Annotated in this window: 14 protein-coding genes and 1 tRNA gene; 2 read left to right on the plus strand and 13 right to left on the minus strand. The window is 70.6% G+C overall.

The genetic code is table 11. The annotated features are described in order from the left end of the window. Positions 1-3: 3 nt before the first annotated feature. The 10 genes from mazG to E0493_RS11000 all read right to left on the minus strand — a co-directional run bounded on the left by mazG (position 4) and on the right by E0493_RS11000 (position 9,822). On the minus strand, positions 4-801 hold the full coding sequence (gene mazG / locus E0493_RS10955) for a nucleoside triphosphate pyrophosphohydrolase (RefSeq protein ID WP_160936993.1): 798 nt from the start codon (positions 799-801) through the stop codon (positions 4-6). Between the two features lie 67 nt (positions 802-868). Further along, a complete protein-coding gene (locus E0493_RS10960; RefSeq protein WP_160937126.1) occupies positions 869-1,657 on the minus strand; it encodes an MBL fold metallo-hydrolase in 789 nt (262 codons plus the stop codon). Positions 1,658-1,667: 10 nt separating this feature from the next. Then, complete coding sequence (locus tag E0493_RS10965) at positions 1,668-2,438, minus strand: TatD family hydrolase (RefSeq protein WP_160936994.1); 771 nt, start codon at positions 2,436-2,438, stop codon at positions 1,668-1,670. Beyond that, a complete protein-coding gene (gene metG / locus E0493_RS10970; RefSeq protein WP_160936995.1) occupies positions 2,438-3,985 on the minus strand; it encodes a methionine--tRNA ligase in 1,548 nt (515 codons plus the stop codon). The genes E0493_RS10965 and metG overlap by 1 nt, the downstream gene beginning before the upstream one ends. Positions 3,986-3,996: 11 nt before the next feature. After that, positions 3,997-5,001: a DNA polymerase III subunit delta' gene (locus E0493_RS10975; protein ID WP_160936996.1), complete on the minus strand. Its 1,005-nt coding sequence runs from the start codon at positions 4,999-5,001 to the stop codon at positions 3,997-3,999. After that, entirely contained in the window at positions 4,998-5,627 is a 630-nt protein-coding gene (gene tmk / locus E0493_RS10980) for a dTMP kinase (RefSeq protein WP_367614495.1), read from the minus strand. Before tmk ends, E0493_RS10975 begins: the two co-directional genes overlap by 4 nt. A 2-nt stretch (positions 5,628-5,629) precedes the next feature. After that, positions 5,630-6,838, minus strand: coding sequence for a D-alanyl-D-alanine carboxypeptidase family protein (locus E0493_RS10985; RefSeq protein ID WP_160936997.1), 1,209 nt, complete (start codon positions 6,836-6,838; stop codon positions 5,630-5,632). A gap of 24 nt (positions 6,839-6,862) precedes the next feature. Continuing rightward, positions 6,863-7,774: a septal ring lytic transglycosylase RlpA family protein gene (locus E0493_RS10990; RefSeq protein WP_235913708.1), complete on the minus strand. Its 912-nt coding sequence runs from the start codon at positions 7,772-7,774 to the stop codon at positions 6,863-6,865. Next, the gene (locus E0493_RS10995) at positions 7,771-8,742 is read right to left on the minus strand and encodes a lytic murein transglycosylase (protein WP_160936998.1); all 972 of its coding nucleotides are present in this window, start codon (positions 8,740-8,742) and stop codon (positions 7,771-7,773) included. The genes E0493_RS10990 and E0493_RS10995 overlap by 4 nt, the downstream gene beginning before the upstream one ends. A gap of 66 nt (positions 8,743-8,808) precedes the next feature. Beyond that, positions 8,809-9,822 (minus strand): lipid A deacylase LpxR family protein, encoded by a 1,014-nt coding sequence (locus E0493_RS11000; protein WP_160936999.1) that lies wholly within the window; start codon positions 9,820-9,822, stop codon positions 8,809-8,811. 90 nt (positions 9,823-9,912) lie between these two features. Between E0493_RS11000 and E0493_RS11005 the strand changes: the two genes are divergently transcribed. Then, positions 9,913-10,002 (plus strand) — tRNA-Ser (locus E0493_RS11005). Here the strand turns inward: E0493_RS11005 and E0493_RS11010 are convergent. After that, on the minus strand, positions 9,970-10,671 hold the full coding sequence (locus E0493_RS11010) for a metal-dependent hydrolase (RefSeq protein ID WP_160937000.1): 702 nt from the start codon (positions 10,669-10,671) through the stop codon (positions 9,970-9,972). The two genes, E0493_RS11005 and E0493_RS11010, sit on opposite strands and share 33 nt — an antisense overlap. Before the next feature lie 171 nt (positions 10,672-10,842). On the opposite strand from E0493_RS11010, the gene E0493_RS11015 reads away from it, so the two are divergent. Further along, a complete protein-coding gene (locus E0493_RS11015) occupies positions 10,843-11,541 on the plus strand; it encodes a DsbA family oxidoreductase (protein ID WP_160937001.1) in 699 nt (232 codons plus the stop codon). Between the two features lie 18 nt (positions 11,542-11,559). Here E0493_RS11015 and mfd read toward each other — a convergent pair whose 3' ends face one another. Further along, positions 11,560-15,024, minus strand: a complete 3,465-nt coding sequence (mfd, locus tag E0493_RS11020; protein WP_160937002.1) for a transcription-repair coupling factor — start codon at positions 15,022-15,024, stop codon at positions 11,560-11,562. Continuing rightward, positions 15,021-15,347: a succinate dehydrogenase assembly factor 2 gene (locus E0493_RS11025; RefSeq protein ID WP_160937003.1), complete on the minus strand. Its 327-nt coding sequence runs from the start codon at positions 15,345-15,347 to the stop codon at positions 15,021-15,023. The genes mfd and E0493_RS11025 overlap by 4 nt, the downstream gene beginning before the upstream one ends. Between the last annotated feature and the right edge of the window lie 12 nt (positions 15,348-15,359).

Genomic DNA, 15,359 nt, shown 5'->3' on the forward strand with positions numbered 1-15,359 from the left:
GCCTCAGCTGTCCTTGCGCTCGGCCGCCTTCACCCGCTGCCAGGTGGCTTCCATCTCGTCCAGCCCGACATCCGGAAGGCTCTGGCCTTCGGCGGTCAGCCGCGCCTCCATGGCGTTGAAGCGGCGCTCGAACTTGGCGTTGGCTGCACGCAGGCAGGCTTCCGGGTCCAGGTCCAGCTTGCGCGCCAGGTTGACCATCACGAAGAGCATGTCGCCCAGTTCGTCGGCCATGCGCTCCGGCGCGGCGCCAGGAAGCTCGGCGCGCAACTCGGCGACTTCCTCCACCAGCTTGTCCAGCACCGCGTCCGGGTCCGGCCAGTCGAAGCCCACCCGGGCGGCGCGGCGCGCCAGCTTGTTGGCGCGGGTGAGGGCGGGCAGGGCGGGCGGAATGCCGGCCAGGGTGCCGGTCTCCGCCCGGGCGGCGCGCTCGGCCTGCTTCTGCACCTCCCAGGCGGCGTTCTGCTGGGCCGTGTCGCGCGCGTCCGCCGCGCCGAAGACATGCGGATGCCGGCGGATCATCTTGTCCGAGATGGTGCGCGCTACCGCGGCAAAGTCGAAGGCGCCGGCCTCCTGTGCCATCTGCGCGTGATAGACGACCTGGAACAGCAGGTCGCCCAACTCGTCCTGCAGCGCCGGCATGTCGCCGCGCGCGATGGCGTCGGCGACCTCATAGGCTTCCTCGATCGTATAGGGGGCGATGGTGTCGAAGCTCTGCTCGCGGTCCCAGGGGCAGCCATCCGGCGCCCGCAGGCGGGCCATGATGGAAAGCAGGCGCGACAGGGCGGGGGCGGCGTCATCCATGCCAGGATCTCCGGGCGGCAGCCGGCGCACCCGAATGCCGCATAAGAAATATTATGTAAAAGAAACCTCAGCCGACATGCAGCACCAGGCCGTCATGGGCCGGCTCGATCCCGGCCGGCAGGTTCGCCTGCATCCAGGCCCAATCCATGTCATGGCCCATATGGGTCAGCACGGTCCGGCGCGGCCGCAACCGGTCCACCCATTCCAGCACCTGGTCCAGGTTGGCGTGCACCGGATGCGGGCGGCGCTGAAAGCAATCCACAATCCAGGTGTCCAGCCCTTCAAGCTGCTCCAGGCTTTCCTCGGGCATGTTGACCACGTCGGTCGAATACGCGAAGTCGCCGATGCGAAGGCCCAGCGTCTCCATGACCTTGTGGTCCTGGCGCAGCAGCCGGATGGGAAGCCCGGCGATCTCCACCACCTGCCCGGCCTGGATGACAACCGGCTCCAGCGCCGGCCGGAAGAAGGTCGGCGCCGTCGAAGGCCGGAAGGCATAGTCGAAGCGGGCCTGCAGCGTCTCCAGCGTTTCCGGCGTGGCGAAAACCGGGATCACGGCGCCGAGCGCCCGGTTCAGTGGCCGGAACTCGTCCAGGCCCATGATGTGGTCGGCATGACCGTGGGTGACGAGCAGCGCATCGACCACGCTGATCCTGCTGGCCAGCAACTGCCGCCGCAGGTCCGGCCCGGAATCCACCAGCAGCCGTCGCCCATCCGGCCCTTCGATCAGGATGGAGGACCGGCTGCGCTCGTTGCGTGTCTCCTCCGGATCGCAGGCGCCCCAGTCGCCGCCGCCATCCGGGCCGCCCAGCATCGGAACGCCGGCCGAACCGCCGCAGCCGAGGACGGTGACCTTCAGGCCCAAGGCTCTACGCCGCCTTCCGGAACAGGCGGTGGAAGTTGGCCGTGGTCCGCTCGGCCAGTTCCTCCGGGCTCCAGCCGCGCACCTCCGCCAGCACGCGCGCGGTGTGCGCGACATAGGAGGGTTCGTTGCGCTTGCCGCGGAACGGCACCGGCGCGAGGTAGGGCGCGTCCGTCTCCACCAGGATGCGGTCCTCCGGCATGTCGCGGGCGATCTCCCGGAGCTCGGCGGACTTCGGAAAGGTCAGGATGCCGGAGAAGGAGACGTATCCACCCATTTCTACCGCATCTTCAGCGAGTTGGCGCGTCGAGCTGAAGCAGTGAAGCAGAAGCGGAAAGTCGCCGCTCTCGCGCTCCTCGCGCAGAATGGCGCTGATATCCGCATCGGCGTCCCGGGCATGAATCACCAGCGGCAGGCCGGTCTCGCGCGCGGCGCGGATGTGTCGGCGGAAGCCCTCCTGCTGCACCGCGCGCGGCGCCTTGTCATAGAAGTAGTCGAGCCCGCTCTCGCCAATGCCGATGATGCGCGGATGCTCGGCTGCCGCGACGATCTCGGCCACCTCGGGCAGAGGTCCCTCGCCCGCGTTCTGCGGATGCACGCCCACGGTGCCCCAAACCTGCGGAAACCGCTCCGCCAGCGCCTTCACCGCCTCCGCCTGCCCCATGCGGACGCCGATCGTCACCATCCGTCCGACGCCAGCCTCGGCGGCGCGGCGCAGGATCTCCTCGATTTCCGCCTCGGTGTAGTAGTCGAGATGGCAGTGGCTATCGACCAGCATCAGGCGGGTTCACCCTGGATCTTCTGGAAGAGCGGGCTGGGCGGCGGCAGCGGCGTGCCGCCGGGCAGCGGCGTCGCCAGGGCCTCCAGCCCGCGCGCCTCCGCCGGCACGGCGAGCTGGTCCAGCAGCTTCGCCATGGTGTCCGGCATGAAGGGCTGAAGCAGCGTCGCGAAGACGCGCAACGCGTCATGCAGGGTCCGCAGCACCACGCGCATCCGCTCCGGGTCGGTCTTCTTCAACGCCCAGGGCTGCTCGCGGGTGATGTAGCCGTTGGCCTCGCGGATCGCGGCGAAGACCTGCGCCAGCGCGGCATCGAACTTCTGCTGGTCCAGCAGCCCGCCCACCGCCGCCGAAAGCTCGGCATGGCCGGCAAGGGCAACGAATTCGCGGTCCGCCTCGCTGGTGACGGCGGCAGGCTCCGGCAGCCGGCCCTCGCAGTTGCGCTGAAGCAGGCTCAGCGTGCGGTTTGCCAGGTTGCCCAGCGCGTCGGCCAGCTCGCCGTTCAGCCGCCCCACCAGCGCCTTGCGCTGGAAGTCGCCATCCTGGCCGAAGGGCACCTCACGCAGCAGGAAGAAGCGCACGGGATCGAGCCCGAACTCCTCCACCAGCGCCAGCGGGTCGATCACGTTGCCCAGCGACTTCGAGATCTTCTGCCCCTCGTTGGTCCACCAGCCATGCGCGAAGACGCGCTTCGGCGTTGGAAGATCGGCGGCCATCAGGAAGGCGGGCCAGTAGATCGCGTGGAAGCGCAGGATGTCCTTGCCGACGAAATGCACGTCCGCCGGCCAGAACTTCCAGAGCGACGCGTTTTCATCGGGATAGCCGAGCGCGGTGATGTAGTTCGTCAGCGCGTCGAGCCAGACGTACATCACATGCGCCTCGTCTCCCGGCACCTTCACGCCCCACCTGAAGGAGGTGCGGGAGATCGAGAGGTCGTTCAGCCCGCCCTTGACGAAGCTGATCACCTCGTTGCGCCGGCTGGCCGGGGCGATGAAGTCCGGGTTTGCGTCATAGAAGGCGAGCAGGCGATCCTGCCATTCGGAGAGGCGGAAGAAGTAGGAAGGCTCCCTCACCCACTCCACCGGCGCGCCGGTCGGCGCGAATTTCTGGCCGTCCTTGTCGGTGATCTCGTCGGGGCCGTAGAAGGCCTCGTCGCGCACCGCGTACCAGCCCTCGTAGTGGCCGAGATAGATCTGGCCGCGCTCCTCCAGCCGCTTCCACAGCGCGGCGCAAGCGTCCTTGTGGCGCTCCTCCGTAGTGCGGATGAAGGCGTCATTGGAGTAGTTCATGCGCATGGCGAGGTCGCGGAAGGCCTGGCTCACCTGGTCTGTGAAGCTCTGCGGGTCCAGGCCCTTGGCTTCGGCCGCCTTCTCCACCTTCTGGCCGTGCTCGTCGGTGCCGGTCAGGAAGAAGACCTCATGCCCGGAGAGCCGCTTCCAGCGGGCCAGCACGTCCGCCGCCAGGGAGGTATAGGCGTGGCCGATATGCGGCTTGTCGTTCACGTAGTAGATGGGCGTCGTCAGGTAGAAGCGCCGCTCGCTCGTCATGCTCATGGTCCTCAGCGCGAGGCCAGCTGCGAGAGCCCGCTCAGCACCGCCTGCTTGCGGTCCAGGTTCAGGGTCTCAGTCTCTTCGGCCAGCCGGCCCAGGGTGTCCCACAGGGTGGCCCAGTCGGCAAGCGGGCGGGCGGCGATGTAGCCCGGTGCCGGCTCGCCACGGGCCGCTGCCCGGATCGCCTCGCCCAGCCCTGCGCGCAGCAGTTCCATGAAGGTGACGAACGCGCTGCCGTCCCGCTTGGCGGCCAGGGTGTCGGCCAGTTGATGCAGGCCGCGTGGGTCGGGCCTCGGCAGGGCGCCCAGGAAGCTCTCCACCTGCGCCTGAAGGGCAAGCCCATCCCCTTCGGCGAGCTGCAACGCCCTGCCCGGCGCGCCGCCCGAGATGCGCGCCAGCACCGCGCGTTGCTGCAACTGCAGTTCCGGCAGCCAGCGGCCCAGCACCGCCTCCATCTCCGGCTCCGGCAGCGGAAACAGGTCGATGCGGCGGCAGCGGCTGCGGATGGTGGGCAGCAGCCGGTCCGGCGCCGCCGTGGTCAGCAGCAGCAGCGCGCGCGCCGGCGGCTCCTCCAGTGTCTTGAGCAGGGCGTTCTGCGCCTCGGCATTCATGGCCTCCACCTGCTCGACGATGACGATGCGCCAGCCACCCTCCGCCGCCGTCAGGCCGAGGAAGCGCGGCACCTGGCGCACCTCGTCCACCCGGATCATCAGCTTGACGCCACGCTCGCCGGCATTCGGCGCCAGCACGCGCAGGTCCGCATGGCCGCTGGCCGCCACGCGCCGGAACACCGGGTCCTCCGGCGGCACCGCCAGCGGCGGCTGCCCCGGCGGGCGCCCGGCCAGCAGCCAGCGCGCGAAGCGGTAGGCGAGCGTGGCCTTGCCGACGCCGCGCGGCCCGGCCAGCAGCCAGGCGTGATGCAGGCGCCCTGCCCCCGCCGCCTCGGCCAGCATCTGCGCGGCGTGGTCGTGCCCGAACAGCTCCGGATTGGCGCGCGGCTCCGGGGGGATCACAGCGGCGCCCCCAGCCGGTCTCGCAGCGCCTCCGCCGCGGCGGCATAGAGCGGCTCCGGCGGCAGCAGCGCATCCAGCAGCACGCAGCGATCCGGGTTCTCCGCGGCGATGCGGCGGAAGCCGGCATGCACCCGAGCATGGAACTCCGGCCCCAGCCGCTCGAAACGGTCCGGCTCCCCGCGCGCGGCGGCGCGAGCCATGCCGGCCTCCGGGGGGAGATCCAGCACCAGCGTCAGGTCAGGCGCGAAGCCCGGCAACGCCACCTCATAGAGGACGCGCCAGACCGATGGGTCCAGCCCGTGGCCGTGGCACTGGTAGGCCAGCGTGGAATCGGCGAAGCGGTCGCAGATCACCCAGGCCCCGGCCGCCAGCGCGGGGGCGATGGTCTTGGCCAGATGCTCGCGCCGCGCCGCGAACATCAGCATGGCCTCGGCGACCGGGTCCCAGGCCACCGTGCCGCCGAGCAGCAGGGCGCGCAGGGCCTCGGCGCCCGGCGCGCCGCCTGGCTCCCGCGTGCGCAGGACAGGCTGGCCCGCCAGGGCCAAGGCCGCTGCCAGACGGCGGGCCAGGGTGGTCTTGCCGGCCCCTTCCCCGCCCTCCAGCGTGATGAAGACGCCGCGGGGCACCTTCAGCCTGAGACCAGGCGGCTCAGCACGCTCGGGATGCGCTGCACCAGCCCGAGCTTCGCCACGTCGGCCCCCGCGTAGAGCGGCAGCACCATGGGCGGCACGCCCTCGCCGGAGACGTCGAGTTGCCCCAGCTCCTGGCCCTTGGCGACCGGCGCCGGCACCGGCCCGTCATAGCGCAGCTTCACCGCGAGGTTGCGGCGCCACTGGCGCGGCAGGGTGAGCACCAGGTCCTTGCCGCCGACGAGCGGCACCGTTGCCTGGTCCCCCAGGTAGACGGGCACGCTCTCCACCGTGTCGGCGGCCTTGAACAGCACGACATTCTCGAACTCGCGGAAACCCCATTCCAGCAGCCGCTCCGGCTCCTCCGCCCGCTGGCGCATGCTGTTCAGCCCGTTCACCACCAGGATCAGCCGCCGCTCGCCGCGCTTGACCGTGCCGACAAGGCCGTAGCCCGCCTCCTCGGTGTGGCCGGTCTTGAGGCCGTCCGCGCCGGAAACCTTGCCGAGCAACGGGTTGCGGTTCTGCTGCGTGATCTCATGCCAGGTGAAGGAGCGCTCGCTGTAGAGCGGGAAGTACTGGGGGAAGTCATGGATCAGCGCGCGGGCCAGGGTGGCGAGGTCGCGCGCCGTCATCTTGTGCTCGGGGTCGGGCCAGCCGTTGGAGTTGCGGAAGGTGCTGTTCTTCAGGCCCAGTCGCTTGGCATAGTCGTTCATCAGCTCGGCGAACTGCTGCTCGCTGCCGCTGATGCCCTCCGCCAGCACCACGCAGGCATCGTTGCCCGACTGCACGATGACGCCTTGGAGCAGGTTCTGCACGCTGATGGTGCTGCCCAGCTCCACGAACATCTTCGAGCCGCCCGTCCGCCAGGCCCTCTCGCTGACCGGCAGCTCCTGATCCATGCGCAGGCGGCCCTGCTTCAGCATGTCGAAGACGACGTAGGCCGTCATCAGCTTCGACATGGAAGAGGGCGTCATCCGTTCGTCGGCGTTCTTCTCCAGAAGCACCGCGTTCGTGTCGGCGTCGATCAGGACCGCCTGCCTGGCCTCGGTGTCGAGCGGCCCGAGCGGCGTGCTGGCCGGAGAGGTCGGCGCCGGCGGCGTGGCGGCGTGGCCACCGGAGCCGCGGCGCTGCGCGAAGGCAGGGCCGGGCAGCAGGCCGGCGGCAAACACGGCGGCGGCACCGCCCAGCAGTTCGCGGCGAAGCGGCATCGCGGAAATCTCCATTCTCTTTCGTCAGTCGATCAGGATGCGGGCTTCCGGCACACCCGCACGCAGCACATTCTCCAGCGCGGCATCGGCTTGCGCAACCGAGACGAAAGGCCCGAGCCGAACATGGTATTCGGGCCGCCGCGGCGGCCCGCGGCTTTCAACCCTGCCGCCGATCCGCGCCGCCTGCCGGTAGGCCTCGGCGCGGGTGGTGAAGGTGCCGGCCCCGACCACCAGCCGCCCCATGCGCGGCGCGCCCTGCACCACCTGCTCCGGCAGGCGGATCGGCACGGCCGCGGTCGCCTCGGCCATGCCCGCCGACTGCACCGAAGGGCCCCGCGCCTGGCGTGGCTGGGCAGCGGCGCGGGTGCCCGGCGGCGGCGGTAGCGCCTCGCCTTCCAGCGCCGCGCGCGGCGCCGTGGCGATCGCGAGTCTGTTCCCCTCGGGCTGCGGCAGGCTGGCCGCGAGGGCCTGGGACGCCTCGGCATCCACCGCGATCGCGACCGGCACCCCGCCCGAGGACGGGATCCGCAGCAGTTCCGCGGCGCGGCGGGAAAGCTCCAGCACCCTTCCCCGCGCCGCCGGACCGCGATCATTGACCCGCACGCGCAGCTCCAGGCCATTCTGGAGGTTGGTCACGCGCAGAATGGCGGGTAGCTGCAGCGTCCGGTGCGCGGCCGTGAGCAGGGCAGGATCGTAGGTCTCGCCGTTGGCGGTGCGCCGCCCTGCCCGCGCATCCGCCACGACGGCTGCGACGCCGGTCTCCTGCAGCGCGAAATCTTCCCGCGGATAGGACCAGAGGCCGCCGAGCTGATAGGGCTCGCCCACCATGTAGCGGCCTTCCGCGCCCCCGCCGGCGGGTGCCGGCGGCGCGCAGCCGCTCATCCCCAGCAGCACGGCCAGCGTCGCCGCCGGAAGCAGGCGCCGGGCACCACTCATGCAACGCGGTCGGACAGCAGGCCGATGACGAGCGCGTAGTAGTCCGAAGGGTTGTAGCGGCGGATGACGTGGAAGTTCTTGTACACCGCGAAGGCCTGGCCGCCCCCGCTGCCCGGAAGCAGGATGGAGGTTTCCATCTCCAGCGGCGGCAAGGCCGTGCCGTCGGCCGCCGTCACGCCCATGCGCAGCCAGTCGCGCAGCGGGCGCCGCGTGCCGCGTCCGGCCAGCGCGGGATCGAAATTCGGTGGCAGCCGCACCTCGCGTCCCCAGCGCTCGTCATCGCGCCAGCCGCTGCGCGCCAGGTAGTTGGCGATGGAGGCCACCGAGTCGGCCGTGCTGGACCAGATGTCGCGCCGCCCGTCCCCGTCGAAATCCACCGCAAGCCGCTCGAAGCTGCTTGGCATGAACTGGGGATTGCCCATGGCCCCGGCATAGCTGCCGCGCATCTGCTCGGGCGTCACGTCGCCGTCCTGCAGGATGCGCAGCGCCGCCAGCAGCTCCTTGCGGAAGAACTCGTGCCGCCGCCCGTCCCAGGCCAGGGTGGCGAGCGCCTCGACGACGTTGAAGTTGCCGGTGAAGCCCCCGTAGTTGGTCTCCAGGCCCCAGATGGCCACCACGATGCGCGGGGAAACCTGGTAGCGACGCCAGACGGCATCCAGCAGCGCCTGGTTCTCGGCGAAGACCTGCTGCCCGCGCTGGATCCGCGTCTGCGACAGGCGGCCGTCACGGTACTGCTCCCAGGTCAGGGTGAACTCGGGCTGGCGCCTGTCCAGCTCAAGCACCTTGTCGTTGGGGCGGATCATGGCGAAGGCGCGCCGCACCGTCTCGTCGGCGATGCCGCTGCGCCGCGCCTCCGCCGCCACATCGGCGAGGAAGTCCGGAAAGCTGGCGGTGGCGGCATGGGCCGTCGCGCTCGCCAGGACCGGAGCGGCCGCGACTCGCGTCAGGAAGGATCGGCGGTTGAGCATGGGGCGACTGGTGCCACGACCGAGCCCGCCCCTGCAACACCGCCTTTCAACCGGAAACGCTTTGTCTCAGAAGCGGAAGGAAAGGCTGATCGAGCCGAAGCTCTGTGTGCCGCGCTGGCCGTAGAACTCCTCGCTGCGCCAGACCTGGGTATAGGCGAGCCTCACGTCGTGCCAGAACACTGCGAAGCCGGCCTGCAACTCGCCCACCAGCGGCCGCTTGTCCACGCTGCGGCTGTCCCGCCAGGTATTGCCGTCGAGGAAGATGTCGCGCGCCACGACGCGCCCGAGTGCGCCGCCGAAGACATACCAGCCGAACTCCCGTCGCGGCTGGATCCATGCGGAGCCGGCCAGCGCCGGGCGGATGCGGGGCGGGCCGAAATCGGCGTCCAGCCCCTGCCCCAGCCGCACCAGCCCGCCGACGCCGGCATAGGTCTGCACGTTGCCCAGCCCCACGGTCAGCGCCGGGATGGCCTCCATCTGCACCCGCCCGAAGTCCTCAAGGGGCACGCGCCATTTGCGTTCATAGATGGCGGCGACGGCCGGCTCGTCCTTGATCTGGTAGTCCCAGCCATTGGTCTGATGCACGCCGATGAGGTCGTGGTAGTTGTTCTGCACGAACTCGCCGAGCGCCGAGGGCCCGACCACGCCGAGCTGCAGCTCGAACAGGTTGGAGCTGCGCTCGGTGATCCGGGTCAGCGACAGCGCGCCGTAGAGATAGGCGGCATAGGGCCGGTCGTTGGGATCCGGGAGCGTCGTCTGGGTGTCCTGCGGGGTATAGAGGTTCTGCCCGAAGGCCAGGCCCCAGCGCAGCGCCCCCGGGCCCATCATCCAGTCCAGCCGGTCGTTCAGCCAGGCCAGCGGGCCAGGCAGGTCGGCCGAGGGGGAGCGCCAGGCGAACTGGAAGCCGTTTGTGTAGTAGCGGTCGCTGCCGCCGAACATGTCGTTGTCGAGCGAGAAGGTCAGCGTGCCGGCAGTGTCGGGCGGCGGCGCCTGATCCGGCTGCATCCCCTGTGCCCGTGCAGGTGCCGCAAGGCTCACGGCGACCGACAGGGCCGAGACAACGAGGAGGCATTTGCGCATCAGGCTTTCCTTTTGGCGGCGCGGGCGCTAACGCCCACGCAGCGAAGAATTTTCACGCGAGGCGAAGCGGCCGGGATGGCTTCGCCCCCAGGATGGGTGGCCGAGTGGTTTAAGGCAGCGGTCTTGAAAACCGCCGTAGGTGTAAGCCTACCGTGGGTTCGAATCCCACCCCATCCGCCATCGTCCCGTCTCGTCGAACCATGCGAAGAGCCTGTGTCCCGGCTCCTGGCCCGGAAGCCTCCGCGCGGCACTTGCCCACAGGCCGGCCGCATCCGGCGTTCGCCCGGCCTGGGGCTGCGGCGCGCCGCCCGCGCAGAGCCGCGGCCATTCCTGCGCCACCACACGACACACGCCGATGGCGCGCAGGCCGGCGCCAAGATCCACCTTCTCCGAGGTCGAGCCCCAGGCCCAAGACAGGGCCAGCGCCACCACCAGCGGCTCGAAGGGCGAGCCGGTGCGGCACAGGGGCAGCGCGTAGGTGCCGCGCAGGGGCCAGGCGAGGCGCAATCCCCCTGGCGTCAGCAGGTCGGCGGCGAGATGCGAGAGGTAGCCGACCACCAGCGGCGCGGTGATGGCGAGCGGCACGTTCTGGCTGACCAGCAGGGCGCCGCAACCCAGCACCGCCAGCAGCGAATGCGTGACGCCACGATGCCCGAGCAGGGCGGCAATCACCGTGGAAGCCGGGCGCAACCGCTTCCCGACCCAGGACTTCGGGTGATCCATGTCAGGCAGCAGGGCGCCAAACACCGCCAGGCCCAGCATGGCAGGATCCAGAGCGGGTAGCCCCAGGCGCGGGGCGGCGACGAACCACGCGGCCGCCCCCAGCGCGATATGCGACCCCGCCATCATGCCGGTCGTCGAAACCTTTGTTGAGCTTCGCTGAAACTAGGAGTCAGGAATCGCTGCTACAAGCCTGATTCCGCGATGTTCTGTGCCTATATCGCCTTTGAGGCGAAAAAAAGCCGGCCGAGAGGCCCTGCCGCCGCTCCCGGCGGGATGCCGAGCTGCGCCTTCGGCCCTATGTTGGACGCCGTGAACCTGCTCTCGCCCTCCCGCAACCAGCTCGAAATCGAGGTGGTGTTCGACCTGGTCTGCCCCTGGTGCTTCCTGGGCACCCGGCGGCTGCGCCGCGCGCTGTCGCGGCGGCCCGACATTGTCGCCGCGATCCGCTGGCGCCCGTTTCTCCTGAACCCCGACCTCGGCGCCGGCGGGCTCGCCCGGCAGGACTACCTGGCCCGCAAGTTCGGGGGCGAGGAGCGTGCCCGCCGCCTTCATTCCACCGTCACCGACCTGGGGCGGGCGGAAGATATCGCCTTCCGCTTCGACCTCATCCGCCGCGTGCCGCCCTCGCTCGACGCGCACCGGACAGTGCGCTTCGCCAGCCAGCACGGCGTGGCGGAAGCGGTCGTGGACGCGGTGTTCACCGCCTATTTCTGCGAAGGCGCCGACATCGGCGACCGCGAGACCCTGTCCGCCCTCGGCGCCGCCCAGGGGCTGGACCAGCGCACGCTGCTCCGCTTCCTCGCCAGCGGGCTGGAGAGCGAGGCGGTGCATGCCGAGAACCTTCGCGCCCACCGCCTCGGCATCAACGGCGTGCCCTGCTTCGTCGTCGCCGGCCGCCAGGGGCTCGGCGCCGGCCACGCCATCGCGGGGGCGCAGGAGCCGGAGGTGCTGGAGCGCCTGATGGATGTCGCCGTGGCCGAGGCGATGGAGTTCTGAGGGCTCACGCCACGGAACTCAGGCCGCCTGCGCCTGACGCGCCACCTTGGCCAGCGCCGCCAGCATGTCCTTGGCGGCGCGCACCCGGGTCCTGAGGTCCATCTCGCGCACCATGGCGAGCTTGTGGTCCGGCCGCAGCTTCACCAGCCCCTTCTGCGCCGTCACCCAGTTCACCAGCCCGCCCGGGTTGACGAAGCGGTTGCGCCGGAACCCGGCGACGATGCCCTTCGGCCCGGCATCCACCTTCTCCACCCCCGCCTGGCGGCAGAGATGCTTGATGGAGACGACCTGCAGCAGGTTCTCCACCTCCTCCGGCAGCGGGCCGAAGCGGTCGGCGAGTTCGGCCGCCATGGCCTCCACCTCCGCCTCGCCGGCGAGTCCGCCGATGCGGCGGTAGAGGCCGAGCCGCACCGGCAGGTCGGCGACATAGGTTTCCGGGATCAGCACGGGCAGGCCCAGGTTGATCTGCGGCGTCCATTCGCGGTCGTCCGCCTCGCCGCGCTTACCCTGCCCCGCCTTGATGTCGGCCACCGCCTCCTCCAGCATCTGCTGGTAAAGCTCGATGCCGACTTCCCGGATATGGCCGGACTGCTCGTCGCCCAGCAGGTTGCCGGCGCCGCGGATGTCGAGGTCGTGGCTGGCGAGCGTGAAGCCGGCGCCGAGATTGTCCAGCGTCTGCATCACCGCGAGCCGCTTCTCGGCGGCGGCGGAAAGGCGCTGGGTGGCCGGCCAGGTCAGGTAGGCATAGCCGCGCAGCTTGCCACGCCCCACCCGCCCGCGGAGCTGGTAGAGCTGGGCCAGCCCGAACATGTCGGCGCGGTAGATCAGCAGCGTGTTCACCGCCGGCATGTCGAGCCCGCTCTCGACGATGTTGGTGGCGAGCAGGATGTCGTACTTGCCGTCGCCGAACTCGGTCATGACGCGTTCCAGCTCGGTCGGCGTCAGCCGGCCGTGCGCCTGGATGGTCCTGGCCTCCGGCACGATCTCGCCCAGCCGGGTCGCCATCCTTGGCAGGTCTTCGAGCCGCGGCACGACGCAGAAGATCTGCCCGCCCCGCAGCCGCTCGCGCTGGATCGCCTCGCGGATGATGACGGTGTCGAAGGGCATGATGAAGGTGCGCACCGCCAGCCGGTCCACCGGCGGCGTGGCGATCACGCTCATCTCCCGCACGCCGGTCAGGGCGAGTTGCAGCGTGCGCGGAATGGGCGTGGCGGTCAGCGTCAGCACATGCACGTCGGCGCGGAGCTGCTTCAGCCGCTCCTTGTGGGCGACGCCGAAATGCTGCTCCTCGTCCACGATGACGAGTCCGAGGTCGGCGAACTCCACGCTCTTCGCCAGCAATGCATGGGTACCGACGACGATGTTGATCGAGCCGTCCGCCAGCCCCGCCTTCACGGCCGCAGCCTCCTTGGCCGTCACCATGCGCGAGAGCTGCGCCACCTTCACCGGCAGGCCCTCGAAGCGGGCGGTGAAGGTGCGGAAATGCTGGCGGGAAAGCAGCGTGGTCGGCACCACCACCGCCACCTGCGCGCCGGTCATCGCCACCACGAAGGCGGCGCGCAGCGCCACCTCGGTCTTGCCAAAGCCGACATCGCCGCAGATCAGCCGGTCCATCGGGCGGCCGGCGGCGAGGTCCTCTAGCACGTCGCCGATGGCGCGCTGCTGATCGTCCGTCTCGGCGAAGGGAAAGCGGGCGCAGAACTCGTCCCAGGCGCCTTCCGGCGGGGTCGCCAGGTGCGCGTCCTTGACCCGCCGCTCCGCCGCGATGCGGATGAGCTGCCCGGCCATGTCGGCGATGCGCTGCTTGGCCTTGGCCTTTCGGTTCTGCCAGGAGGTGCCGCCGAGCTTGTCCAGCGCGACACCGGCGCTGTCGCTGCCGAAGCGCGACAGCAGCTCGATGTTCTCGACGGGCAGGAACAGCTTGTCCCCCCCGTCGTAGAGCAGCCGGAGGCAGTCATGCGGCGCGTCGGAGACGGCCAGGGTCTCCAGCCCGTCATAGCGCCCGATGCCGTGATCCTGGTGCACGACGAGGTCGCCCTCGGCAATCTCGGTGGCATCGGCGATGAACTGGTCGGCGCGCTTGCGGCGGCGCGGCGGCCGCGCGATGCGCTCGCCGAGCAGGTCCTGCTCCCCGGTCAGCGCGATGCCGCCGCCTTTCGCCTTCGGCGCCGCCGGCCCGGTGAAGCCGCGCTCCACGCCATGGACGGCCAGCGCCACCACCCCGGCAGGCAGCTTCAGCACCTCCGCCCAGTTCTCCACGGTCTGCACGGGCACGCGGTTCTCGCGCAGCAGGTTGCCAAGGCGCTCGCGCGAGCCGCGCGTCCAGGCGGCGACCACCGGGCGCATGCCGGCCTTGGCCGAGCCCTCGGCCTGTTCGCGATAGGTGGCGAAGACGTTCTGCCCGGCGGCGCGCACCTCGGCATAGAGCCGACCGGGGCGCCCGCCGGCCTCGATCCCCTCGGCGCCGTCCGGCTGCGGAAAGGGGCTCAGCCGCAGCAGCGTGCCGCCGGCCAGCATGGCGTCCCAGCCGCGCCGGTCGAGATAGAGGCGGCGCGGCGGCACCGGGCGATAGGGAACCTCCCCCTCGCGCGGCGGGGCGCGGCGGGCCTGGTAATGGTCCTCGACCATCTCCAGGCGCACCTCGAGCGCGTCCTCCGCCTGATGATCGAGGCTGACCGAGGCGCCGGGCATGTAGTCCAGCAGTGTCGGCATGTCGTCGTGGAACAGCGCGACGAAGTGCTCCATTCCCGGATGTTTCCGCCCCGCGGAGATGGAGACGTAGAGCGGGTCCTCCGCCGCCGCCGCGCCGAACAGGTCACGGTAGCCGGTGCGGAAGCGGGCGATCGAGGCCTCGTCCAGCAGGATCTCGCCCACCGGGCGCAGCCATAGCTCCCGCACAGGCTCGCCGCTGCGCTGCGTATCCGTGGAGAAGCGGCGCAGGCTCTCGATCTCGTCGCCGAAGAGGTCGAGCCGCACCGGGTCCGGCTCGCCGGCCGGGTAGAGATCCACGATGCCGCCGCGAACCGCGTACTCGCCCGGCTCCATCACCGTGGCGACGCGGCCGTAGCCATTGGCTTCCAGGAAGGCGGCGAGCTTCTCCGGCGTGATCCGCCCGCCCTTCCTGAGGTGCAGCGTCGCCCCCTCGAACACCTCGCGCGGCGGCACCCGCTGCACCAGGGCGTTGACCGTGGTCAGCACGATGCGCGGCCGGCTCGCCGGCTCCAGCAAGCGGGCCAGGGTGGCCATCCGCTCCGCCACCAGGTCGGCATGCGGCGAGACGCGGTCATAGGGGAGGCAGTCCCAGGCCGGAAAGCGCAGCACCTCGACATCCGGCGCGAAGAAGGCCAGGCCGTCCTGCATCCGCACCATGCGCGCGTCGTCGCGGCAGACATGCAGGACGAACCCTTCCGTCTCGGCACGACGACGGCTCAGCAGCAGTGCGTCGAAGCCCTCCGGCGCCCCGTAGACGGTCAGCGTCGTCATGTGCGGCGTGCCGCCTCCGGCACCCCGGCGCCCGGCATCGAGCACTCGCGGGCCATGCGCTCCAGCATCGGCGTCATCACGTCCGGCGGCACCGGGCGGCGGCCGGAAAGCCAGTCGGCGAGGTCCACGTCCAGCATCTCCAGTACGGCTTCCAGCTCGTCCAGCTCCGCCTCGCTGAAGCTGGCGATATGGCGCCCGACAAAGCCGCCCACCATGAGGTCGGTCTCCTTGGTGCCGCGATGGGTGGCCCGGAACAGCAGGCGGCGGCGGCGCGGGGAAAGTTCGGTGGAGGAATGTTCGCTCTTATCTTCGTTCTGGGGCATGTCGGCCTCTCG

This window comes from Teichococcus coralli, assembly GCF_009829925.1.
Taxonomy (GTDB): domain Bacteria; phylum Pseudomonadota; class Alphaproteobacteria; order Acetobacterales; family Acetobacteraceae; genus Pseudoroseomonas; species Pseudoroseomonas coralli.

What these genes read in the sequence shown, in the direction of transcription:
- E0493_RS10985 (WP_160936997.1), bottom strand. Translation starts at nt 6,838, where the DNA reads ATGCCGCTTCGCCGCGAACTGCTGGGCGGTGCCGCCGCCGTGTTTGCC.
- E0493_RS10995 (WP_160936998.1), bottom strand. Translation starts at nt 8,742, where the DNA reads ATGCTCAACCGCCGATCCTTCCTGACGCGAGTCGCGGCCGCTCCGGTC.
- mazG (WP_160936993.1), bottom strand. Translation starts at nt 801, where the DNA reads ATGGATGACGCCGCCCCCGCCCTGTCGCGCCTGCTTTCCATCATGGCC.
- E0493_RS11000 (WP_160936999.1), bottom strand. Translation starts at nt 9,822, where the DNA reads ATGCGCAAATGCCTCCTCGTTGTCTCGGCCCTGTCGGTCGCCGTGAGC.
- metG (WP_160936995.1), bottom strand. Translation starts at nt 3,985, where the DNA reads ATGACGAGCGAGCGGCGCTTCTACCTGACGACGCCCATCTACTACGTG.
- mfd (WP_160937002.1), bottom strand. Translation starts at nt 15,024, where the DNA reads ATGACGACGCTGACCGTCTACGGGGCGCCGGAGGGCTTCGACGCACTG.
- E0493_RS11015 (WP_160937001.1), top strand. Translation starts at nt 10,843, where the DNA reads ATGTTGGACGCCGTGAACCTGCTCTCGCCCTCCCGCAACCAGCTCGAA.
- E0493_RS11010 (WP_160937000.1), bottom strand. Translation starts at nt 10,671, where the DNA reads ATGATGGCGGGGTCGCATATCGCGCTGGGGGCGGCCGCGTGGTTCGTC.
- E0493_RS10990 (WP_235913708.1), bottom strand. Translation starts at nt 7,774, where the DNA reads ATGAGTGGTGCCCGGCGCCTGCTTCCGGCGGCGACGCTGGCCGTGCTG.
- E0493_RS11025 (WP_160937003.1), bottom strand. Translation starts at nt 15,347, where the DNA reads ATGCCCCAGAACGAAGATAAGAGCGAACATTCCTCCACCGAACTTTCC.
- E0493_RS10965 (WP_160936994.1), bottom strand. Translation starts at nt 2,438, where the DNA reads ATGCTGGTCGATAGCCACTGCCATCTCGACTACTACACCGAGGCGGAA.